The 22,336-nt window shown below is 63.1% G+C and carries 24 protein-coding genes; 11 read left to right on the top strand and 13 right to left on the bottom strand.

Going from position 1 to position 22,336, the window contains the following annotated elements:
* The first annotated feature begins 174 nt into the window (after positions 1-174).
* Positions 175-639, top strand: coding sequence for a MarR family winged helix-turn-helix transcriptional regulator (locus FJ430_RS12920; protein WP_140703796.1), 465 nt, complete (start codon positions 175-177; stop codon positions 637-639).
* Between the two features lie 85 nt (positions 640-724).
* On the opposite strand, the gene FJ430_RS12915 is transcribed toward FJ430_RS12920, so the two are convergent.
* Complete coding sequence (locus FJ430_RS12915; protein WP_140703799.1) at positions 725-1,903, bottom strand: MFS transporter; 1,179 nt, start codon at positions 1,901-1,903, stop codon at positions 725-727.
* A gap of 195 nt (positions 1,904-2,098) precedes the next feature.
* Between FJ430_RS12915 and FJ430_RS12910 the strand changes: the two genes are divergently transcribed.
* From FJ430_RS12910 to FJ430_RS12890, 5 genes are all read left to right on the top strand, one after another.
* Complete coding sequence (locus FJ430_RS12910; RefSeq protein ID WP_140640725.1) at positions 2,099-2,455, top strand: ArsR/SmtB family transcription factor; 357 nt, start codon at positions 2,099-2,101, stop codon at positions 2,453-2,455.
* Positions 2,456-2,565: 110 nt separating this feature from the next.
* The gene (locus tag FJ430_RS12905; protein WP_140703802.1) at positions 2,566-3,354 is read left to right on the top strand and encodes an SH3 domain-containing protein; all 789 of its coding nucleotides are present in this window, start codon (positions 2,566-2,568) and stop codon (positions 3,352-3,354) included.
* Between the two features lie 234 nt (positions 3,355-3,588).
* On the top strand, positions 3,589-7,092 hold the full coding sequence (gene carB, locus FJ430_RS12900) for a carbamoyl-phosphate synthase large subunit (protein ID WP_140703804.1): 3,504 nt from the start codon (positions 3,589-3,591) through the stop codon (positions 7,090-7,092).
* Between the two features lie 186 nt (positions 7,093-7,278).
* On the top strand, positions 7,279-7,959 hold the full coding sequence (locus tag FJ430_RS12895) for a hypothetical protein (protein ID WP_140703806.1): 681 nt from the start codon (positions 7,279-7,281) through the stop codon (positions 7,957-7,959).
* Positions 7,959-8,657, top strand: coding sequence for a pentapeptide repeat-containing protein (locus tag FJ430_RS12890; protein WP_140703809.1), 699 nt, complete (start codon positions 7,959-7,961; stop codon positions 8,655-8,657). The genes FJ430_RS12895 and FJ430_RS12890 overlap by 1 nt, the downstream gene beginning before the upstream one ends.
* 40 nt (positions 8,658-8,697) lie before the next feature.
* Here the strand turns inward: FJ430_RS12890 and FJ430_RS12885 are convergent, their stop codons facing one another.
* The 7 genes from FJ430_RS12885 to FJ430_RS12855 all read right to left on the bottom strand — a co-directional run bounded on the left by FJ430_RS12885 (position 8,698) and on the right by FJ430_RS12855 (position 15,136).
* Positions 8,698-9,084, bottom strand: a complete 387-nt coding sequence (locus tag FJ430_RS12885; protein ID WP_140703811.1) for a Rid family hydrolase — start codon at positions 9,082-9,084, stop codon at positions 8,698-8,700.
* Positions 9,085-9,450: 366 nt separating this feature from the next.
* A complete protein-coding gene (locus FJ430_RS12880) occupies positions 9,451-10,008 on the bottom strand; it encodes a DUF4142 domain-containing protein (protein WP_140703813.1) in 558 nt (185 codons plus the stop codon).
* Positions 10,009-10,155: 147 nt separating this feature from the next.
* The gene (locus FJ430_RS12875; RefSeq protein WP_140703815.1) at positions 10,156-10,980 is read right to left on the bottom strand and encodes a carbohydrate ABC transporter permease; all 825 of its coding nucleotides are present in this window, start codon (positions 10,978-10,980) and stop codon (positions 10,156-10,158) included.
* Position 10,981: 1 nt separating this feature from the next.
* Entirely contained in the window at positions 10,982-11,896 is a 915-nt protein-coding gene (locus FJ430_RS12870) for a carbohydrate ABC transporter permease (protein WP_140704303.1), read from the bottom strand.
* A 23-nt stretch (positions 11,897-11,919) separates the two neighbouring features.
* Entirely contained in the window at positions 11,920-13,176 is a 1,257-nt protein-coding gene (locus FJ430_RS12865; RefSeq protein ID WP_140703817.1) for an ABC transporter substrate-binding protein, read from the bottom strand.
* A 426-nt stretch (positions 13,177-13,602) separates the two neighbouring features.
* Entirely contained in the window at positions 13,603-14,100 is a 498-nt protein-coding gene (locus FJ430_RS12860; RefSeq protein ID WP_140704307.1) for a GNAT family N-acetyltransferase, read from the bottom strand.
* Positions 14,101-14,140: 40 nt separating this feature from the next.
* Positions 14,141-15,136, bottom strand: a complete 996-nt coding sequence (locus FJ430_RS12855; protein ID WP_140703820.1) for a lytic transglycosylase domain-containing protein — start codon at positions 15,134-15,136, stop codon at positions 14,141-14,143.
* A gap of 165 nt (positions 15,137-15,301) precedes the next feature.
* Here FJ430_RS12855 and FJ430_RS12850 point away from each other — a divergent pair, with 165 nt between their 5' ends.
* On the top strand, positions 15,302-15,871 hold the full coding sequence (locus FJ430_RS12850) for a methylated-DNA--[protein]-cysteine S-methyltransferase (RefSeq protein ID WP_140703822.1): 570 nt from the start codon (positions 15,302-15,304) through the stop codon (positions 15,869-15,871).
* Positions 15,872-16,103: 232 nt separating this feature from the next.
* On the opposite strand, the gene FJ430_RS12845 is transcribed toward FJ430_RS12850, so the two are convergent.
* The gene (locus FJ430_RS12845) at positions 16,104-16,430 is read right to left on the bottom strand and encodes a hypothetical protein (RefSeq protein ID WP_140703824.1); all 327 of its coding nucleotides are present in this window, start codon (positions 16,428-16,430) and stop codon (positions 16,104-16,106) included.
* Between the two features lie 259 nt (positions 16,431-16,689).
* On the opposite strand from FJ430_RS12845, the gene FJ430_RS12840 reads away from it, so the two are divergent.
* The 3 genes from FJ430_RS12840 (at position 16,690) to FJ430_RS12830 (ending at position 17,683) form a co-directional block, all read left to right on the top strand.
* Positions 16,690-16,902: a cold-shock protein gene (locus tag FJ430_RS12840; RefSeq protein ID WP_027168154.1), complete on the top strand. Its 213-nt coding sequence runs from the start codon at positions 16,690-16,692 to the stop codon at positions 16,900-16,902.
* A gap of 329 nt (positions 16,903-17,231) precedes the next feature.
* Entirely contained in the window at positions 17,232-17,432 is a 201-nt protein-coding gene (locus tag FJ430_RS12835; RefSeq protein WP_140640750.1) for a hypothetical protein, read from the top strand.
* A 62-nt stretch (positions 17,433-17,494) separates the two neighbouring features.
* Positions 17,495-17,683 carry a hypothetical protein gene (locus tag FJ430_RS12830; RefSeq protein ID WP_319023008.1) on the top strand — a complete coding sequence of 63 codons (189 nt, stop codon included), beginning with the start codon at positions 17,495-17,497 and terminating at the stop codon, positions 17,681-17,683.
* A gap of 44 nt (positions 17,684-17,727) precedes the next feature.
* On the opposite strand, the gene FJ430_RS12825 is transcribed toward FJ430_RS12830, so the two are convergent.
* The 3 genes from FJ430_RS12825 to FJ430_RS12815 form a co-directional block, all read right to left on the bottom strand.
* Entirely contained in the window at positions 17,728-18,336 is a 609-nt protein-coding gene (locus FJ430_RS12825) for a glutathione S-transferase family protein (RefSeq protein WP_140703829.1), read from the bottom strand.
* 151 nt (positions 18,337-18,487) lie between these two features.
* The gene (locus FJ430_RS12820; RefSeq protein ID WP_140653731.1) at positions 18,488-19,348 is read right to left on the bottom strand and encodes an EAL domain-containing protein; all 861 of its coding nucleotides are present in this window, start codon (positions 19,346-19,348) and stop codon (positions 18,488-18,490) included.
* Positions 19,345-20,247, bottom strand: coding sequence for an EAL domain-containing protein (locus tag FJ430_RS12815; RefSeq protein ID WP_140703831.1), 903 nt, complete (start codon positions 20,245-20,247; stop codon positions 19,345-19,347). The genes FJ430_RS12820 and FJ430_RS12815 overlap by 4 nt, the downstream gene beginning before the upstream one ends.
* 199 nt (positions 20,248-20,446) lie before the next feature.
* Between FJ430_RS12815 and FJ430_RS12810 the strand changes: the two genes are divergently transcribed.
* A complete protein-coding gene (locus FJ430_RS12810; protein ID WP_140703833.1) occupies positions 20,447-21,649 on the top strand; it encodes a pyridoxal phosphate-dependent aminotransferase in 1,203 nt (400 codons plus the stop codon).
* A gap of 55 nt (positions 21,650-21,704) precedes the next feature.
* On the opposite strand, the gene FJ430_RS12805 is transcribed toward FJ430_RS12810, so the two are convergent.
* Complete coding sequence (locus tag FJ430_RS12805; protein ID WP_140653725.1) at positions 21,705-22,100, bottom strand: cupin domain-containing protein; 396 nt, start codon at positions 22,098-22,100, stop codon at positions 21,705-21,707.
* Between the last annotated feature and the right edge of the window lie 236 nt (positions 22,101-22,336).

Raw genomic sequence — 22,336 nt, 5'->3', positions numbered from 1 at the left:
GTTCGCTTCGCTTGGTCCGGCGTCGATGATCACGTCATCCGCTGAGCCTCTGATTTCAATTAGTGGCATATGCCACTTTCGCAGAAGTAGGTATATGCCACTATCTTGTCAACGGCGGCCGCGAAAACTATTTCTGCGGCAGGCCGGCGCGTCGCCTCGCCGGCAGGAGTGAACATGACCGATGCTCAACAACCCGGATTCAGCCGCTGCAACAACGCCACGCTGCGCCGCGCCGCGCGCAGCCTCGGCCGCTTCTATGACGACGCGCTGGCGCCTTCGGGCCTGAAGGGCACGCAGTTCGGACTGCTCTTTCAGATCCATGTCAGCAACGAGCCTGCGATGAGCACCGTGGCCGACGCCCTGATCATGGACCTGTCGGCGCTCGGCCACACGCTGAAGCCGCTGATCCGCGACGGCTATGTCGAGACTTTTGCGGACACGAACGACCGCCGCGTCAAGCGTTTGCGGCTGACGCGGCAAGGCCAGGCCAAGCTCGATGAGGCGCTCAAGCTCTGGAGCGTCGCGCAGCGGCAATTCGAGGACAAGGTCGGCGCGGAGCAAGCGGCGAAGCTGCGCGCGGCGCTGGACGCCGTGGCCGATCTCGATCTGGAACTGCCGACGGCCGCTCCTTCACTCTGAAGAAGCAGCCGCCGGTCATTTCTTTGACTTTTGAAGAGGTGCCGAGATCCAGGTCGGGCTGGGCTCACCTGAATATCGGCACCTCTTATTCGGCTGGCATCGCCACCGGCCGGGCCAACATCCGGCCGGCGAGCACGATGCCCAGACCAATAATCGGGAACACCGCCGCGATCAGGCCGAGGTCGGCCGGGACGCCGAAGCGCAGCACGGCGGCGCCGACCACGGCGCCCAGCGCGACGCCGAAGTAGAGCGCCGAGGCGTTGAGTGACAAAACAATGGGCGCGGCGTCGGGCGCTAGCTTGATGATGCGGCTCGCCTGCGCCGGCGGAAAAGCCCAGCCGACGATGCCCCATGGCACCATCATGGCCATCAGCGCCGGTCCGGCGAGATGATGCGGCAGGAAGGCCGGGATCAGCGAGAAGGTGGCGAGCATCGCGGCGGAGAGCGCCAGCGACCAGGCGACGGTGCGGGTGGCGCCGAAGCGGTCGGCCGCCTGCCCGCCGGCGATGTTGCCTATGACGGCGCCGACGCCGAAGGCGAGCAGCATGCCCGGCAGCGCGATCGGCGAGAGCCCGCCGCTTTCTATGGCCAAGGGCGCGATGAAGCTGAAGACGGTAAAGGCGCCGACAAGCGCAAGCGCCGTCGTCAGAAGGATCGGCATCACGCCGGGACGCACAGCCGCCGCCAGCCTGCGCTTCAGCGGCAGCCTGGTGCCGACGATGCCGCGCGGCAGCCGCCACCACAGGATCGCGCCGGACAGCGCGCCGAGCCCGGCGATGGCGAAGAAGGTGCCGCGCCAGCCGGCGATCGCCGCGACCAGCGCGCCGAGCGGCGCGCCGACCGCCACGGCCACCGTGGTGCCGCCGACGACGACGGCGATGGCGCGCGCCCGGTGATGGTCGTCGACCAGCGCCACGGCGGTCCCTTGCGCGGTCGCCGCGAACAGGCCGGACGACAGCGCCATGACGATGCGCGCGATCAAAAGCAACTCGAAGGACGAACTGAGCGCGGCAACGATGTTGCCGATGACGAAGAACACCAGCGTCCACAGGATGACACGGCGCCGGTCCCATTCGCCGGTCAGCGTCGCCAGCACCGGCGCGCCGATCGCATAGGCGAGCGCGAAGGCGGTGATCAGCGAGCCGGCGAGCGGCACGGATATGCCGGCGTCAGTGGCGATATCGGGAAGAAGGCTCGAGATGACGAAGCCTTCGGTCGAGATCGCAAACGATCCGAGCGCAAGCCAGAAGATCCGCTTGTCCATGGGGAGTTGTCCTTAGTTCAAAAGTTATTGAACAATTGGACATAACAGGGCATGATGTCAACCGAGCCGGGACAAAAATAGCTGAACCCTGCTGACAGCCCTGTGTCAGGACCGGGGCCAAAATGGAGAGGCTATGTCCATCGGCAGAAAGGAAGCCGCGTTGAAGTTCGTGCTGTTTGTGCTTAATTCTGAGCCATGACCCTGCCCCATCCAACCGCCGACCAGATCAGCCTGCCGATCGTCCTTGCCGTGCTCGGCGACCCGACCCGGCTTGCCATCGTGCGCTATCTGGCGAGCAAGGAAGGCGTGCCGCTGAACTGCAGCAAGTTCCTCGACCTCGCCTCCAAGACCAATCTCAGCTACCACCTCGCCAAGCTGCGCGAGGCGGGCGTCACCCGCAGCGAAGCGGTCGGCACCAGCCGGCTGATCACATTGCGCCGTGACGATCTTGACAGGCGTTTCCCCGGCCTGCTCGACAGCGTGATTGCCGCGGCTGAGGGCGATCCTGCTTTGCCGGCAGTCGGCACCGCTGAAGTCGAGGTTTCGGCCTGAGCGACACATTTGCGCGTGGCTCGGGCCTCACAATCGCCGCTAAATTCAGGATGACATTCGGCAGCCTCGCCGCCTATATCTGGTCGCGCCTTGGAACTTGCAGTTAAAAGATGAAGCGCAAAGTCACGCTCCGATCGACACTGCTGATCGCCGCTCCTTTGCTGCTGGCCGCGTTGCCGGCCATGGCTCAGGATCCGCCGGGACCGATCATTTCGATTATCGGCGGCCTCGCACCGGATGATCTCCTCAATATCCGCGCCACCGCCTCGCCGGGTGGAAGGGTGGCGGCGCGGCTGCCCAACGGCACGGCCGTCAAGAATTTCGGCTGCAATGTCATCAACGGCTATCCCTGGTGCAAGGTTGAGGATACGCAGGATGCGCATATCGTCGGATGGGCGCCCGCCCGCTATCTCAGCCCCAACAACCCTGCGCCGGTGCCTGAAGACGCCGCCGCGCCAGCAGTCGCGGCCGTTGCGCCTCAACCTTCCGGGGAGCCGCAGCCGGATATAGCGGCGCGCCTGGGCGGCGGGGAGCCGGCCGAGCCGCCGTCTGCAGCCGAGATCGGCAGGACCGCCATGCAGGACGCATATGGTCTCGCCTTCGCAGCCTCGGCCAGCGCCGGGTCCGATGCCCCAGACGCCAGCATCCCCTGCGCTCGCGATGTCGGCCAGCCAATGATCCGTTGCGAGATCAGCGTCGCGCACACAGGCGCCGACAGAACCGTGACGGTGACCTGGCCGGATGGCGGCAGCCGCGTCATCACCTTCCATGGCGGCAAGCCGAGCGGCTCGGACTCGCCGGACGAATTCCGTTTCACGCGCGAAGGCAGCCTCAACATGATCCGCATCGGCGTTTCCGAACGCTTCGAGATCACGGACCAGCTGGCGTTGGGGAATTAGGGGTTAGGCAGTAGGGAATAGGCAGTAGGGCAATCAAGAGCGTCTCCCTACTGCCTACTGCCTACTGCCTACTGCCTACTGCCTACTGCCTATTCCCTCATTTTCAGGGTTACATCCGCCAAAACTCTTCCCTATAAGGCCCTCCTAGCCTGATACCAGAATCGCAAGCACAACCGGCCGGGTCCTCCCCGCCCGGTTTTTCGTGCAAGCCGCTCGCCGAACGGATTTTCGAATATGCCAAGACGCACCGACATCAAGTCGATCCTGATCATCGGGGCCGGCCCCATCGTCATCGGCCAGGCTTGCGAATTCGACTATTCCGGCACCCAGGCCTGCAAGGCGCTGAAGGAAGAGGGTTTCCGCGTCATCCTGGTCAACTCCAATCCGGCCACCATCATGACCGATCCGGAACTGGCCGACGCCACCTATATCGAGCCGATCACGCCCGAAGTGGTGGCCAAGATCATCGCCAAGGAGCGGCCCGACGCGCTGCTGCCGACCATGGGCGGCCAGACGGCGCTCAACACGGCGCTGTCGCTGCGCCGCATGGGCGTGCTCGAGCGCTATCAGGTCGAGATGATCGGCGCCGACGCGCACGCCATCGACAAGGCCGAGGACCGCGCGCTGTTCCGTGAGGCGATGAGCAAGATCGGCCTCGAAACGCCGAAGTCGATGCTGGCCAACGCCACCGACGTCAAGAACGCCGACCGCAAGACGCATGAGGCCGAGCGTGCCGCGCTGAAGGCGGAGAACCCGGAAAACCTCGATGCCGCGCTCGATGCGCTGGAAACCCGCTGGAACCTCGGCGAAGGCGACCGCAAGCAGCGCTATATCAGCCACGGCATGGCGATCGCCGCGCAGGCGCTGGACCATGTCGGCCTGCCGGCCATCATCCGCCCCTCCTTCACCATGGGCGGCACCGGCGGCGGCATCGCCTACAACCGCGCCGAATTCTACGACATCGTCCAGTCCGGCCTCGACGCCTCGCCGACCACCGAGGTGCTGATCGAGGAGAGCGTGCTCGGCTGGAAGGAGTATGAGATGGAGGTCGTCCGCGACAAGGCGGACAATTGCATCATCATCTGCTCGATCGAGAACCTGGATCCGATGGGCGTTCACACCGGCGACTCCATCACCGTCGCGCCAGCGCTGACGCTGACCGACAAGGAATACCAGATGATGCGCAACGCCTCGATCGCGGTGCTGCGCGAGATCGGCGTCGAGACTGGCGGCTCCAACGTGCAGTTCGCCGTCAACCCGGCCGATGGCCGGCTGGTCGTCATCGAGATGAACCCGCGCGTCTCGCGCTCATCGGCGCTTGCCTCCAAGGCCACCGGCTTCCCGATCGCCAAGGTCGCGGCCAAGCTTGCCGTCGGCTACACGCTGGACGAGCTGGAGAACGACATCACCGGCGGCGCGACGCCCGCTTCCTTCGAGCCGACCATCGACTACGTGGTGACGAAGATCCCGCGCTTTGCCTTCGAGAAATTCCCCGGCGCCGAGCCGGTGCTGACCACCGCCATGAAGTCGGTGGGCGAAGTGATGGCCATCGGCCGCACCTTCCAGGAATCGCTGCAGAAGGCGCTGCGTGGTCTGGAAACCGGCCTGACCGGATTGGACGAGATCGAAATCCCCGGCCTCGGTCACGGTAGCGCGCCAGCCAGCCACGCCGACGACCGCAACGCGATCCGCGCCGCGCTTGGCACCCCGACGCCGGACCGGCTGCGCATGGTGGCGCAGGCGATCCGCATGGGCACCTCGCTGGAAGACGTGCACGCCATGTGCAAGATCGATCCGTGGTTCCTCGAGCAGATCGCCGGCATCATCGCCATGGAGGAACGTGTCCGCGAGCACGGCCTGCCGCAGGACGCCGTCAATCTGCGCATGCTGAAGGCCATGGGTTTTTCCGACGCCCGCCTCGGATCGCTGACGAAGACCGACGCCGAAGTGATTCAGAAGGCTAGGCAAAAGCTCGACGTTCACCCGGTTTACAAGCGCATCGACACCTGCGCCGCCGAGTTCGCCTCGCCGACCGCCTACATGTACTCGACCTATGAAGTGCCCTTCGTCGGCGAGCCCGCCAACGAGGCGCGCGTGTCGTCGCGCAAGAAGGTCGTCATCCTCGGCGGCGGCCCGAACCGTATCGGCCAGGGCATCGAGTTCGACTATTGCTGCTGCCATGCCGCCTTCGCGCTGCGCGACGCCGGCTATGAAGCGATCATGATCAACTGCAACCCGGAGACGGTCTCGACCGACTACGACACCTCCGACCGCCTCTATTTCGATCCGCTGACGGCGGAGGACGTGCTGGAGATCCTGCGCGCCGAGCAGGCCTCGGGCGAGCTCGTCGGCGTCATCGTCCAGTTCGGCGGCCAGACGCCGCTGAAGCTCGCCGACGCGCTGGAGAAGGCCGGCATCCCGATCCTCGGCACCTCGCCCGACATGATCGACCTGGCCGAAGACCGCGACCGCTTCCAGAAGCTGCTGCACAAGCTCAACCTCACCCAGCCCAAGAACGGCATCGCCTATTCGGTCGAGCAGGCCCGCCTCGTCGCCGGCGAGCTCGGCTTCCCGCTGGTGGTGCGCCCGTCCTATGTGCTCGGCGGCCGCGCCATGCAGATCATCCATGACGAGGGCATGCTGCAGACCTATCTGCTCGACACCGTGCCCGGCCTGGTGCCGGAGGACATCAAGCAGAAATACCCCAACGACAAGACCGGCCAGATCAACACGCTGCTGGGCAAGAACCCGCTGCTGTTCGACACCTATCTCTCCGGCGCCATCGAGGTCGACGTCGATTGCCTCTGCGACGGCAAGGCGACCTTCGTTTCCGGCATCCTGGAGCATATCGAGGAAGCCGGCATCCATTCGGGCGACTCGGCCTGCTCGCTCCCCGTTCACTCGCTGCCCTCCGACCTCGTCGATGAGTTGGAGCGGCAGACGGCCGCCTTGGCGCGCGCGCTGAACGTCGGCGGCCTGATGAATGTGCAATACGCCATCAAGGACGGCACGGTCTATGTGCTGGAGGTGAACCCCCGCGCCTCGCGCACCGTGCCCTTCGTCGCCAAGACCATCGGGCGTCCGATTGCAAAAATCGCGGCGCGCATCATGGCCGGCGAGACGCTGGAAAACGCCTTCGCGCACTATGGCGCGATGCCCGATCCGCGCAATCCCGGTCATATCGCGGTCAAGGAAGCCGTCTTCCCCTTCGCCCGCTTCCCCGGCGTCGACATCCTGCTCGGCCCGGAAATGCGCTCGACCGGCGAGGTCATGGGCCTCGACCGCGATTTCGCGCTCGCCTTCGCCAAGAGCCAGTTAGGGGCGGGCGTCGACCTGCCGCGCTCCGGCACGCTGTTCGTCTCGGTGCGCGACGAGGACAAGAAGGGCATCCTTCCGGCGGTGAAACGCCTTGCCGGCCAAGGCTTCAAAGTGCTCGCCACCTCCGGCACCGCCCGCTTCCTCGCCGAGAACGGCGTGACGGCCGAAAAGATCAACAAGGTGCTGGAAGGCCGCCCCCACATCGAGGACGCCATCCGCAACCGCCAGGTCCAGATCGTCTTCAACACGACGGACGGCCAGAAGGCCGTGTCGGACTCGAAGTCGTTGCGGCGGGCAACGCTGATGCAGAAGGTGCCGTATTACACGACGCTATCCGGTGCTGCGGCGGTGGCGGAGGCGATTGCGGCGCTGCGGGCGGGGAACCTGGAGGTGAGGCCGCTGCAGGAGTATTTTGCCTAAGCGATTAACTCTGCCTTTCAGAGTTCCGACAGGCCGTAGGCAGCGTGAGCTTTGGCACGCATGGCAACGCTAAGCCGTCAGCCGAGCTCCGACCAAGAGACCATAGCCAACAAGTATTTCAACTATTTGCGGATTGAACCGACGCTTGCTAATTTCAGTACATAGCGGCGGAGTCGGGATTTTTCCGTGGACAGTTCGAAGGCCTTGGTCAGTGCGAAACTTGCTCTTTCACCTACAAATAAGGTTGGAAAGACTTTAGGTCTCACGGTTCGCGCCGGGGAGGCCAAGATCGGCTGGCATTTCCCTACTATTCGTTATGCCGTGAGCCGCATAGTCCTTCATTTTCACACAGAAGATTGTTCTCTTCCAGAAGAGGATTGGGCTTTTGACGCCATAACTTTGGGAGACATAGAGGTCGCCCACGAGATTTCGGAGACTACCGAAACCAACAAAGGTGTAGACAATGAATGGACGGCATCTATCTCTGCGTCCGCCCCAAGTGGAGGCGTAAAATCATCTCGTTCGGGATCAATCAAAAAAACAGGTGTAAAGACGTCACGATTTTCCACGACAAACAAGTCGATTTTGGCGCATGGAAATGAGGTGAAGCCAGCTTGGAGTCTTACCTCTGAACTGGGGCAAAGACCGCTGCTTGGAACACTTATCAAACACGACCGGTTCTGCAGAGCCGAGCCCAACGGGCCTAAGCCAAAAGTTTCCGTCTCGTTCGAAATCCCGTACGACGCCCTTCTATTCAAGCGGATGGATGGCTCATTCTCATCTGGGAATAAATTTGGAATTATAAGGCTCTTGTTGCGAGCATCGATATGTGAACGAAACCAGCCTCTCTGTGAGACGGATTTATAATGGTGGTGGAACTAGACGAGGTTTTGGCGAAGGTTCATTCAGCCGATACCGACAACTTTGTAGAGTTGGTGAGGATATCGGGCCTCGATCCAGCATCGGATTTTCGTTTTGCTAATTTTGAAGGCATGGATTTTTCAAATTGCAAATTGAGAGGATTTGATTTCACGGGCTGCGATTTCACAAAAGCGAATATCGGAAACGCCAATTTCAGCGGCGCCGTTACTAAAGGCGCCAAGTTCACCAACAATTCCAGCTCGCCGGATCGAATTAGAACTCAAGCACTCATTCAAAAGAGGCGAGAAATCGTAACTGCGATGTCCTCCCGGCTTGGTGATACCTTGATACAAACAAGTCAGGCAATGTATCAAAACGCTGACGGGAAAAAGCGGATAGCGTGCACAATATCGAAAAGATACGATGGCCGAACACCGTATTGGTACGCATACCATCCAAAATGGGATGACTTTCTGAGAGACGCGTCGGATGGATATTTCGTGCTCGGCTGCCTAGATTTAAAAATTGCGTTTTCCATCCCTAGATTGGTTGTAAATAGACTTCTAATTGATCTTCACGCTTCAAAAACAAAAACTAGCCAATATTGGCATGTTCACATCGGCGAGCCGGCAGAGGGTGAATATGTTTTGATAATCCCTCACAAGAAGACCGTTAGCTTAAAACCTTATGAGTTTCTAATTTGACTTATCTGCGGGTGCTGCACCTGCCCATGATTCAGGGCTCTCACGCCACCGCCACGCACTCATTCTCGATATCGAACTGCCACGACGCCACCGGCACGAAACTCCGCGCCGGCGGGTTGGTCGCAAAATACCGCGCATAGATCCGGTTGATGGCGTTGTAGAGGCCGGAATTGACGGCGTAGATGCGCACCATCACCACCTTGTCCAGCGAGGTGCCGGCCGCTTCCAGGCAGTGTTTCAGCGCCTTCAGCGACGCCTCGGTCTGGACCTCGATGTCGCCGCGCACCATCTCGCCGGTCACCATGTCGACCGGCGGCGTCGCCGAGATGAACACGAAGCCGTTGGCCTTCACCGCCGTCGAGCACGGCAGGCCGAGCGCCCGTACTTTGGCCGACATTACCGGCACTTCGATGACTTCCTTGTTCATGGTGGTCCACCCCTTGTTTGCAGGTCAGCGCCAGGCCCCTCACCCAGCCTCCGCTTCGCTCGGCTGACCTCTCCCCGGCGGGGAGAGGAGGCTTTTGGCGCCGGCACTTTCTCTTCTCCCCTCGGGGGAGAAGGTGGCCGCGTAGCGACCGGATGAGGGGGCTGCGCCACACCTTGGTTTTGAAGCTTATCGTGCTTTAGATTGAATGCCAGCGTAGCGCTCTACCGCGCCCCCTCTGTCCACCAGGGTTGCAGGATGGGCGGGGCGCTCAAGCTGCTAATCTCCCCACCTGTGGGGGAGATGTCCGGCAGGACAGAGGGGGGCGCCGTAGGGCGCCACCGTTGACCGATCAGCCTCCCGCCGCCCTCACCCCTGATGCGCGACCGCCAGTTCCTTCGCATGCTTCTCGTGCATCTTCAGCACCGGCAGCGTCTTCTTGGCGAACTCCTTCATCGCCGGGTCGTCGCCTGAATTGGCATAGGTGGAAAACAGCGCGACCGCGTCCTTGTGCGCGTCGGTCTGCATCGTGATGTATTTGGTGTCGAAGTCCTTGCCGCTCGCAGCCTTCAATTCGTCGAGCATCTGCTGCTCCTTGGGCTGCAGTCCCGGCGCGGCAGGCTTGATCGAAGCCGTCGTCTGACCCTGGCTGAGTGCGGCTTTAAACTCCTCGCCGGCCTTGGTGTGGTCCTTGATCATCTGCGCGGCGAAAGCCTTGACGTCGGACGAGGGCGACTTTTCCTCGGCCAGCTTGCTCGACTGGATCTCGAATGCGTTGGCGTTGGGCACGGTCGCGACAAAGGTCTGGGTGTCGACCTTGTTCTCGGTCACCATCGGTCCCGCGGCGTCTGAATTGTCCGACTGGGCGAACGCGGCGGGCGCGCCGGCAAGAAGCGCGACGGCGACCAGGGGCAGCAGCGTTTTCATCTCAAATCTCCGATCCGAAACAGCCCCTCCGCCATCCCCAACGCGGCATCGGCCCCGCGGTTGCGTGGAAAGAAGCGCCCACCGGCCCGCCGTCCTCGGTCCTGCGTCGGCTGTTTCGCCCGCCAGGCGGCCTGAGACCGCGCCGCGTCAGCCCTTCACCCCACCGGCGGTGAGGCCGGACACGATGCGGCGCTGGAAGACCAGCACCAGCGCCACCAGCGGCACGGTGACGATCACCGAGGCGGCCATGATGTTGCCCCACGGGATCTCGAACTGCGAGTTGCCGGAGAGCAGCGCGATCGCCACCGGCACGGTGCGCTGCGTGTTCGTTGAGGTGAAGGTGAGCGCGAACAGGAACTCGTTCCAGGCGCTGATGAAGGCGAGCAGGCCGGTGGTGGCGAGCGCCGGCCACATCAGCGGCAGGAAGATGCGCGTCAGGATGGTCCATGGCCCGGCGCCGTCGAGGATCGCCGCTTCCTCGATCTCGACCGGCAGCTCGCGCACGAAGGTCGTGAGCACCCATACCGTGAACGGCAAGGTGAAGATCATGTAGGACAGGATGAGCGCCAAGAGCGAATTGTAGAGGTGCAGCGCCCGGATGATCTCGAACAGCCCGGCCAGTGCCGCGACCTGCGGAAACATCGACACCGATAGTATGGCAAGCATCAGCGCCGAGCGCCCGCGGAAGCGTATGCGCGCCAGCGCGTAGGCTGCGGTGACGCCGAGAAGCAGCGAGATCGCCACGACCGCGCCGGAGACGATCAGCGAATTGACGAGATTGCGCAGGAAAGGGCCCTCGGTCAGCACGTTGCGGTAATTGGCAAGGCTGAACGATTTCGGCCAGAGACCTGCCTGGAACAACTCGGTTCCCGATTTCAGGCTGGTGACGATGGCGTAGTAGAACGGAAACACCGCGACGAAGACGATCGCCAGAAGCAGCAGGTAGAAGCCGGCGCGCTTCAGCAACCTCATGTCAGCGGCCTCCGTCCAGGCTCAGCCGGCCGATCCGGATATAGGCGATGGTGAGCAGGCCGATGATCAGGAAAAGCAGCGTCGAGGCGGCGGAGCCATAGGCGAACTTGTCGAACTCGAACAGGTTCTCGCGCGCGAAGATCGACATCGACTTGGTCTGCACGTTGTTGGGCGTCAGCACATAGATCAGGTCGAAGATGCGCAGCGCGTCGAGCGCGCGGAAGATCACCGCCACCATCACCGCCGGGCGGATGAGCGGCAAGGTCACCCGCCAGAAGATCTGCCAAGGGCTGGCGCCGTCGAGCCTGGCCACCTCGAGGATCTCGCGCGGCAGCATCTGCAGGGCCGCCAGGATCAGCAGCGCCATGAACGGCGTCGTCTTCCAGATGTCGACGATCAGCACGGCGATCATCGCTGTGTCGGCGCTGGCGGTCCAGGCGATCTTGGCGTGGATCAGGCCGAGATAGAGAAGCGCGGCATTGATGATGCCGAACTGGTCGTTGAGCATCCACTGCCACATCTTGGCCGAGACGATGGTCGGGATCGCCCAGGGAATGAGGATCGCCGCCCGCACGATCCCACGTCCCGGGAATTCGGCGTTGAGCGCAAGCGCCACGATCATGCCCAGCACCGTCTCGCAGGCCACCGAAACCACGGCAAAGCGCACCGTGTTCCACACCGCGCGCCACCAGACCGGATCGACAAGCAGCCCGTCATAGAGCAGGCGGCCGCTCGGCAGACGCAGCACCGAAAAGTAATTGTCGAAGCCGATCCATTGCCGCGCGTCCAAGTCGGCCAGCGAAGCATCGGTGAAGCTGTAATAGACCGTGCGCAGGAACGGCCAGCCGGCGACGGCGGCGAGCACCAATAGCATCGGCGCGAGAAACATCCATGCCGTGCGCACGCGCCGGCGCATCAGCGGCGATCGTCTTGCCGCGCTCACCAGCCCTTGCCTTTCAGCCTGGTCAGCCTCGCCGCGAGATCGGCCAGATTGTCGGCGGCGGTGCCTTGGCCGGAGATCGTGTCGTGCACGGCAGTCCAGAACTGGCTGGATGCCTCGTTGTATTTGATCCTGGCGGTTGCCGAGGGACGCGGCTGAGCGTCGAGGAAGATCGGTTTCCAGCGCGGCACGATCGGCTGCTGCCTGGCGATGTCGGGGTCGTCATAGAGCGCTGCGATGGTCGGCAGGTTGGATGTTTTGAGCGTCCGGTATTTCTGCATCTCGCGCGAAGCGATGAACTTGACCAGCTCGATCGCAGCGTCCGGATGTTTCGAATATTTGGAGACCGCAAGGTTCCAGCCGCCCAGCGTTGCCACCGGCCGCCCGCCTTCGCCGGCCGGCAGCGGCGCCACGTCGAACTTGCCCTTGATCGGCGAATTCTCGCTGTTGCCGAGCGCATAGGCATAGGGCCAGTTTCGCATGAAGACGGCATTGCCGGTCTGCCAGACGCCGCGCGCTTCCTCCTCCTGATAGGCGAGCACGCCCGGCGGCGCGATGGTGCCGATCCAGCCCTTGACCATGTCGAGCGCGGCCGCAGCCTTGGGGTTGTCGATGGAGATCGTGCCGTCCGGCTCGATGATCCCGCCGCCGCCATTCGACATCACCCATTCGAGCGCGTTGCAGGTCAGCCCCTCATAGGCGTTGCCCTGGAAGACGAAGCCCCAGATGTCCTTGTTGCCGGCCGCCCGCTCCTTGTTCATCACAAGCTTCGCAGTATCGGCGAGCTCCTTCCAGGTGGTCGGCACCTTGGCGCCATATTTGTCGAGCAGATCCTTGCGGTAGTAGAGCGCCGGCGCATCGGTGAAGATCGGCAGGGCGACCAGCCTGCCGTTGACCGTCTGCGACCTGATGATCGACGGGAAATGCTCACCCACCACATCCCTGGTCGCCTCGGTCAGGTCGAGCAGCTGGCTGGCAAGCTGCGGCGCCCAGATCACGTCGGTCTGGTAGACGTCGATATCGCTGCTGCCGGCGGCGAGCCAGAGCCGGTATTGGCCGAACTGGTCGGTGGTCGAAGGCGGAATGATGACGATGTCGACCTTGTTGCCGCTCTTCTTCTGGTAACGATCGAGTATCTCGCGCAGCACCTTGATGCCGTTACCGGTATCGCCCGACACGATCGACAGCTCCACGGCTCGCGCTTGAACAGCGCCAAGCATGATGCCGGCGGCCAGGAATGCTAAAGCAAGTTTCACGGGGTTGCGGACCTCCCTGCGCGACCGGCGACGCGCAGGTCGCGGCTCATCAAGGCCCCTGCGTTGAATGCGCCACGCCGCTTAGGGTTCCCGCGCTTGTGCGTGCCGACCGGGCCGGCGGGTTGGTGAAGCCGATCTCGGTTGGCTTGACCGCGTCGGTGGCCCGTTCCGTCCACCTCGCTTCGCGCGAAAGCGGACGGGCTCCGAAACCCCCGCCCCGGAGCCCGCCTGGGAGTGGCTGACGCATGCCGGCACAGCCTCCTCCGACGCCTTGCCCGCGTCGATCCGCCGATCGGCCGCCCGGCACGACGACGAATTAGCATGCCCTAACGTCAGCCTATGTGAAGCCGTTCACAATGCTCACGCGCGCAGGTGATTGCAACGCCGCGCCGGGAGCCTCCAATCCGGCCCGCCGCGCTTTGCGCGTCAGCCTTCCCAGCCGACCGGGATCATGCCGAGCCGTTCGTAGAGCCGGAAGGCCGTGGTGTTCTTCACACTATTGGTCTTGAGATCGACATGCGTCGCCCCGCGCTCGCGAAACGTCAGGAACACCTGCCGCATCAGCGCCTCGCCGAGGCCCTGCCGTCTCGATTCCGGATGGACGGCGAGGTCCTTGACGAAACCGGACGTCCAGCAAAGCGCCGCGCCCGCCAGCAGGCCCTTGCCGTCGATCGCCAGGAAACAGAGAGCGGGATCGAACTCCGCATCGCCGGCAATGCGCGGCCACCATTCGTCGAACGGTCCGTCGGCGCCGTCATCGAACACCTCTTCCAGCAGCGCGTGCAAAGCCGGCGCATCCCGCTGCTCGAACGCGCGCATGACGAAACCCTCCGGCCAGTGCGGCGGAGCGAGCGTATCGTCGAACAGCTTGCGCAGGCGGATGTCGTTGGCAGCCGGCGGGCGGGGCGTCGTGTTTTCATGCATGGCGCTGTCTCGAACGCCGCGCGCGACCTGACCCGTCGGCTCAGGCGTCGGGTTGCAGGCGGCGGCGCTTGCGGTCGACGCCAAGGCCCGTCGCCTCGAGCAAGCCCTTGCGCTTGGCGTCGTAATAATAGCCAGTCTGGTAGAGCGTGTCGGCCCGCTTGGCGTTGCCGCCCGAAACCAGCCAGGCGCCCCGCAGATATTTCACCGCGTATTTGAGATTGGTCTCGGCATCGAACAGGCCGGTCGCCGGTCCGTCATAGCCCATGCCGCGCGCCGTCGCGTGCTTGATCTGCATCAGTCCCCAATGGCCGTGATTATAGGCTTTCGGGTTGAAGGTGCTTTCACGATTGACGACATGGCGTACCAGGTCGATCGGCACTTCATAGATCGCAGAATATTTCTCGATCAGCCGTTCGATCTCGCCGCGCGGGCCGCTGGCGTGCTGCTCGGGTTGGCCAGGTGCCGCAAGCAGCGCCGGATTTTCCGGCGCCACATAGGCGACCTGCTGGACGCCGGGCATCGGAGCGACTTTCGCCGACTGGCCGGTGACCGGCATGGCGACGCCCGCGGTCGTATAGACCGCCGCTCGGCTGATGGATCCCGGGCCGGTCGGCGAGCCGCCGGCGGTCAGCACCGGGGGCGGCGGAAACTGGCCGACGAGCGGCGTCGAACCAGCGAAAGCCGCGGGTTGCGCCTGCGTAACACCGGACTGAGGTGCGCCAGGCTGGACAGGCGGCGGCAAAAGCGCGCTTTGCGTCGCCAGCGCGCTTTGCGTCGCGGGCGCGCCAGGCGTCGTGGCCATGGCGACGGCATCGCCTGTGAGCGCCGCGGTCTGCACCTGCGCAAGGCCGGAAGGCTCCGGCAATACGGCGACCTTCTCGGGCAGCGCAAGGGTCGGCGTGTCGTCCGCGACGGCAGGCGTCGAGGCTTCCGCAAGCGCGGGCGCGGCCTTCATCTGCGAGGTCGAGGTGCAACCGCTCAGACCAGCAGCGGCAACGAGCACGCCGAGCGCGGTGATTATGATTTTAGCGGGCAAGCCGTACGGGTCCGGTTTGTCGGTTGTTAAGAAGTCCTTACACCAGCGATTCACACCCGGCAATCGGGGCCACCAAGCGGTTTTCGGGTGGCGACAACAGAGCGGAAGTGCCATATTGTTCTGGATATGTACTCGTTTTTCGCTGTTTTGCGGAAGGAATACGTCATGAAACCCACATCCCAGATCACGGCCGGCCACGCAGTGTTAGAAACAGTGATCGGCTTCATGGGCATCGCATGGAGCGAGAAGGGCCTGATCCGGCTTTGCCTGCCAGAGCGCAGCCGCGAAGCGGTCGAGCGCCGGCTGCTTCGCCACCCCGGCGTCTCAGCCTCGACAGACCAGCCGTCCTGGGTGGTCGATCTGATCGCCTCGATCAAGGCCTATGCGGCCGGCGAGGACGTCGACTTCTCCGGCGTGCCGGTCGATCTCGACGGCGTCGACGATTTCCGCCTCGCCATTTATGAAGCGGCGCGCACGCTCCGCTTCGGCGAGACCACCACCTACGGCGAACTGGCCAAACGCGCCGGCCATGCCGGCCTTCCGCGCGAAACGGGCGCGGCGCTTGGCGCCAACCCGGTCCCGCTGGTCATTCCGTGCCATCGCATCCTGGCCGCTGGCGGTAAGATCGGCGGCTTCTCCGCGCCGGGCGGCTCGGCCACCAAGGAAAAGATGCTGGCCATGGAAGGCGTGCGCGTCGGCCCGCCGCCGGCCGTGCAGGCCTCGTTCGGGTTCTGAGAACACAGAGCAATTCCAGGAAAAATGCATAGCGGTTGGGCTCGGCGGCTGCGCCGTGGCGTTCCGTCCGGAATTGCGTCAGACAAAGAAGATAGAGCGGTTCGGCGTTTCCGTGAAACGCCGAACCGCTCTAATGCATGTCGCGCAAAAGTGACCTCGGTTTTGCGATAACGACATGCATCAAGCAACGAGCTAAAGCGCGTCGCGTGAATCCGTTTCGACGCGATGCGCTTTAGTCTTGCAGGAACCGACGGCGGAAGCGCCGGTCGAAATCCGGACGCTTGCAGACATAGACCATGCAGGACCTGGTGTCGGCGCTCGGCACATAGGCGCGCGCCCTCACTTCGCCCGCGTTGCAGAAGCGCTCGTCGCGCACGTAGCGGTCGTAAAGCGGCAGCCCCGGCACGCGCGTCGACTGGTAGCGCAGGATGACGGCGCCCTGTCTCGCGATCGTCGCCTGCACCCGGTCGCAGCTCATGCGCGTCGGATCGTAGCGCGACACCGCCTGCGCCTCGGCGGCCAGCAGCAGGAAGCAGGCGGCAAGCAAAACGGTCTTCATGGTTCCTCTCCATGGAACGGCAAGCATCTCATCCCTCCACAACGCGCGGCCGCTGTCAAAACTTCCGTGCAACCGCGAGCAGCGCGCCTGCAACCCGTCTTGTATTCCTTCGCAAACTGTCCTATATGCGGGCCATTGAATTTGGCCGATCGATCGGGCCTCGCGATCCCTCGCGTTTGCTGACGTCTCCAAAATTTCGATACCACCGGCCGGACTTCGGGTCTGGTCAAACGAAAGCAAATGTGGAAGGGCATTTTACATGGCAACTGGTACGGTCAAGTGGTTCAACGCCACCAAGGGCTACGGCTTCATCCAGCCTGACAATGGCGGCGCGGACGTTTTCGTCCACATCTCCGCTGTCGAGCGCGCTGGCATGACCAGCCTCGCTGAAGGCCAGAAAATCAACTTCGAGATCGAGCAGGACCGCCGCACCGGCAAGTCCGCTGCTGGGTCTCTGAGCAAGGCAGCCTGATTTGGCTTAAGCATTTTGCAGCCAAGCGGAATCGCTTGGCGTTGCAGAAATGCGGCTAAGCAAAGGCGCGCGCCGGACGAAGGTTCGGGGCGCGCGGCAAGTCACGGATGTACTGACGGTCGCGCGAGAAGCGCGCCGGAGCGAAAAGACCCGACAAGCTGGAACAGCAGATAGCTGCCAGCCCGGACCAGACGCTCCCGATCAGGCTACCGGCAGAGGAAGGCGGGCATTGCCCGCCTTTTTTGTTGTCCGGATTTTTGGGTGGGTTGTTGTCCGGGCCCAGCAGCCCGCGGATGGCACTTTTGGCCCATCAATGCTACCTTTGATGCATGACCAAACTCGAACAGATCGAAAAATCCGTCGCGGAGCTCAGCCCAGATGAGCTTAAAGCGTTCGCCGCATGGTTCGAAGCGCTGCAGGCTGATTTATGGGACCGGAAGATCGAGGCCGACGCAAAATCGGGCCGGCTGGATAAGCTGGTGGCAGACGCACGTGCCGAAATAGCCGCCGGCAAACTGCGTGACCTGTGAGGCACAGAGCCACCGCTAGCTTCTGGACAAAATACAATTCTTTGCCAAAGGCCGCTCGCCGCGTGGCCGACAAGAATTTCATTTTGATGAAGACCAATCCGCGACATCCATCCCTCCATTTCAAGAAGGTGGGAGAGCTTTGGTCGGCGAGAATAGACGACAATTACCGGGCCTTGGCCCTTGAAAGCAGTGATGGTTTTGACTGGATCTGGATCGGCACCCATGCCGAATATGATCGACTTATCAAATAGCCCTCGCGCTTGTGCTCCAGCGAAAGCGGCTAGCAGACGCTAGATCATTCCTTCCACTCGATCGGCACATGCCCCTTGTCCGCCTCGACCCGCTTCAGCCAGGCGGCGACCGCCGGATAGGCGTCCAGCTGGAAGCCGCCCATCTCGGCGGTGTGGGTATAGGCATATAAAGCGATGTCGGCGACGCTGTAGGCGCTGCCGGCGAAGAACGCGTTTTGCTGCAGGTGGCTGTTCATCACGCCGAGCGCCTTGTTGCCGCGTTCCAGCGTCTGCGCCAATCGTTCCGCCGTCGCGTCCTTCGCCCGCTCCGGGAAAGTCAAAAGCGCCTTGCGCACCGCGATATAGGGCTCATGGCTGTATTGCTCGAAGAACAGCCATTGGTAAGCCAACGCCCGCTCATATTTGTCGGCCGGCAGGAAGCGCGTGCCTTCGGCGAGGTAGAGCAGGATGGCATTGCTCTCGGCGATGCGCCTGCCGTCGTCGAGCTCGAGCATCGGCACCATCGCATTCGGATTCTTGGCGACATAGTCGGGCTTGCGCGTCTCGCCGGTATGCGAGCTCACCTCGACCCGGGTGAAGGGGATGCCGAGCTTCGCCATTAACAGCCGCGGCTTGTAGCAATTGCCGCTGTCGGCCATGTCGTAAAGGATCATGCCTCTTGCCCTCTCGAGTCTCCTGGGAACGCTCTAACGCGCGCGGCTAGGTCCCATCCAGTGATTTGTTTTTGAGACGAAACATCAGCATCGCTGATGCGTCCTTTGGAGTCCCGCATCAGCGATGCTGATGCGTTTTCCTTGGTCGGCATCAGCGATGCTGGTGCAGGGGCACGACCTTGTTGCCGGCGCCGAGCAGCGCGTCGACGGAAAGCGGTTCTTCCTTGAAGATCGTGCCGGCGAGGGCCGGACGGGCGAGATGGAAACCCTGCAAAAGGTCGACGCCGCCCTCGAGCGCGACGCGCAAATGCTGTGCGTTCTCGATGCCCTCGACCAGCACTTTGGCGCCGCGCTCGTGCAGCGTCGCCACCAACGGCCGGAAGAAGCGTTCGGCCGCGGCATGGCGGCAGAGCTCGCCAAACCAGGCGCCATCGATCTTGACGATGTCGGGCGCAAGCAGATCGATGCGCGCCTCGGTCGAATGCCCCGTGCCGAAATCGTCGATGGCGATGCGGATGCCATCGCGCCGCATTTCGCGCACCAGGCTGGCAAGAACCTGGTCATCGGCTGCCTGCTCCGTGATCTCGCAGACCAGCAGGCTGGGCTCAAGCTCCAGATCGTCGAGATGCCTGGTCATCAGCCGGATCTCGGCGAGCGCCCGTCCGAGATGGTCGTTGATGGTCGGATTATAGTTGAAGAACAGCGTCAATCCCTCGACGCCGATGTTGCGATAATTGCCGAGATGCAGCATCCGGCACATCGTTTCGACGAACAGAAGGTCGGGCGCGGGAATGCCGCCGAAGAAGACCGAAGAGGCTACCGGCTGCGCGACGCGGCGCGGCTCGATCAGCCCCTCGACGGCGACGGCTCTGAGCACCCTGCCCTCCGGCGCGAAAATCGGCTGATAGGCGCTCCACAGCCGGAACTCGCCATAAACGCCGAACTGGAGGCCGATCTCGTCGGCGAAGATCGCCTCGGCGACGTTGCGCCGCCTGTCTGGTTGTCCGCTCATGGCGTGACCTTGCGCCCGAACACCCTTGCCGGCCGTCCGTGCGGCGTTGGCGCCGCCGGGCTTGGGGCGGCCGATGCCTTGCTGTCTCCGGTCGAAGGCTGCTGCGTGCCCTTGCTGAAAACGCGAAAGCTGGTGGGGGCAAGTTCCGGCCGGGCAAGCACATAGCCCTGCACCATGGAGGCGCCGGACCTCTCGGCAAGCTCCAGTTGCCAGCCTTCCTCGATGCCTTCGAAGACGGTGCGGATGCCCTGGTTCTCGAAGCTCTGCACCATCGCCATCAGCAAGGCGAAGCCGGCGCCGGACTCCATCAGATGGGTGATCCAATGCGCGTCGAACTTGACGATGTCTGGTTTGAGTTCCTTGATCCGGTTGATGTCGGATTCATCGGCGCCATAGTCGTCCACCGCGATGCGGAAGCCGTTGGCCCTCAGCGCCTCGACAAAATCGTAGAGTGTTTCCTGCGAGGCCGATTTCTGCTCGGTGACCTCGCAGACGATACGGCGCGGATCGATGCCGGCTTCGTGCAGCACCAGCCGCATGTCGCGCAGGGCCTTGTCGGCGATGCTGCGATCCGTGAAGACCGACGGATCGAAATTGACGAAGATGGACGCCTCTTGTGGTAGGCAAGCGCCGGCGTTCAGAAGATGCAGAGTGCGCGTCAGCGCCTCGATATGCAGCCGGTCGGCCGCCGGGCAGGTACCGAAAAATGTCCCCGGCGACTGCGGCTCGCCGTCGCGGAACGGCCGGATCAGCCCCTCGAAAGCGGCGACCGAAAGCTTGCCCTCCTTGAAGGCGAAGATCGGCTGGAACGCGCTCTGCAGTGTATAGATGCCCCAGACACCGGTCGAGGTGCCGTCATTATGACGGATGAGGTGGGCAAGCCCGATGCTGCGCGACAAGGTTTCTCGCTCCGCGAACAGGCGCAATCCGATCTGCGGTCCTGCCAGCCAAGGGTTTACCGGCCGTTGATGAATTTAGCGTTGCCGCTCACGCCTCCTTGACCTCTGGCTCATCGCACAATGCTTGCGCTCCGCGCCACGATGCGACATGAGAGGCGCCGCGGCCGCTCCTGGCCGCTTTCCTAGGAGACATTTTGTCATGGCCTTTCTCGCCGACGCCCTTTCCCGCGTTAAGCCTTCCGCGACCATCGCGGTGACGCAGAAAGCGCGCGAGCTGAAAAATGCCGGCCGTGACGTGATCGGCCTTGGCGCCGGCGAGCCGGATTTCGATACGCCCGACAACATCAAGAACGCGGCGATCGAGGCGATCCGCCGCGGCGAGACCAAATATCCGCCGGTTTCCGGCATCGTGCCGCTGCGCGAGGCGATCGCCAGGAAGTTCAAGCGCGAGAACAACCTCGACTACCGGCCGGAGCAGACCATCGTCGGCACCGGCGGCAAGCAGATCCTGTTCAACGCCTTCATGGCGACGCTGAACCCCGGCGACGAAGTCGTCATCCCGCGCCCCTACTGGGTGAGCTATCCCGAAATGGTGGCGATCTGCGGCGGCACGTCGGTGTTCGCCGACACCTCGATCGACAACGGCTTCAAGCTCACACCGCAAGTGCTGGAAAAGGCGATCACGCCGAAGACCAAATGGCTGTTGATGAATTCGCCGTCGAACCCCTCGGGCGCCGCCTACACGGAGGCCGAGCTCAGGGCGCTAGCCGACGTGCTGCTCAAGCATCCGCATGTCTGGACCCTGACCGACGACATGTATGAGCACCTGACCTATGGCGACTTCGTCTTCAAGACCATCGCCGAGGTCGAGCCGAACCTCTATGAGCGCACGCTGACCATGAACGGCGTGTCGAAAGCCTATGCCATGACCGGCTGGCGCATCGGCTATGCCGCCGGCCCGGTGCCGCTCGTCAAGGCGATGGACATGATCCAGGGCCAGCAGACGTCGGGCGCCTGCACCATCGCGCAATGGGCTTCCGTCGAGGCGCTCAACGGGCCGCAGGATTTCATTGCCAGGAACAAGGCGATCTTCCAGGGCCGGCGCGACCTCGTCGTCTCTATGCTCAACCAGGCGCGCGGCATCTCCTGCCCGTCGCCGGAAGGCGCCTTCTATGTCTACCCGTCCTGCGCCCAGCTGATTGGCAAGAAGACCAAGACGGGCAAGGTCATCGACAATGACGAAGCCTTCTGCTCCGAACTGTTGGAAGCCGAAGGCGTCGCGGTGGTGTTCGGCTCGGCCTTTGGGCTGGGGCCGAACTTCCGCATCTCCTACGCCACCTCGGACGCGCTGCTGGAAGAAGCCTGCACGCGCATCCAGCGCTTTACCGCGTCGCTGACCTGATCGCGCAAACGCCGTCACATCGGAAACCCGGCTTCAGCCGGGTTTTTTGTTGGCCTTAGCCGCCATATTGCTCCGGCGTGACCGCTTCCAGCCAGTCGGCATGGACGCCATCCAGCGCCTCCTGCATGGCGATATGGGCCATGGCGGTTTTCGCCCCGGCGCCGTGCCAGTGCTTTTCGCCCGGCGCGAAGGAAATGACATCCCCTGCCCTGATCTCTTCGATCGGTCCGCCCCAGGTCTGCGCAAGCCCGGCGCCGGAGGTGACATAGAGCGTCTGTCCGAGCGGGTGCGTGTGCCAATGCGTGCGTGCGCCGGGCTCGAAGCTGACCAGCGTCGCCCTGAGCCTTGCCGGCGCCTCCTTCTCGACGATTGGCGTCTGCAACACCCGCCCGGTAAAGTATTTGTCCGGCGCGATGACTGTCGGCACTGAGCCGCACGCAATGATCTTCATCGTCCAATCCTTCTCGAATAATGCTTCGCTGGAGCAATTCCAGGAAAGTGTGAGCGGTTAAGTTCGGCGCCTTCGCCGTAACCTTCCGTCCGGAATTGCGTAAAAACAAAGAGATGGAGCGTTTCGCCGTTTCCGCGAGACGGTGAACCGCTCCTGCCTCGTCTTGCGAAGCAGTTTCACCCCGATGCGCTGTTGACGCAACCGGCCTTTTTCAGCCGCCTGACGACCGCGTCGAG

The sequence above is a fragment of the Mesorhizobium sp. B2-8-5 genome (assembly GCF_006440675.2).
Taxonomy (GTDB): domain Bacteria; phylum Pseudomonadota; class Alphaproteobacteria; order Rhizobiales; family Rhizobiaceae; genus Mesorhizobium.
The sequence above is the reverse complement of the archived record's forward strand: the minus strand, read 5'-3'. Positions and strand labels throughout refer to the sequence as shown.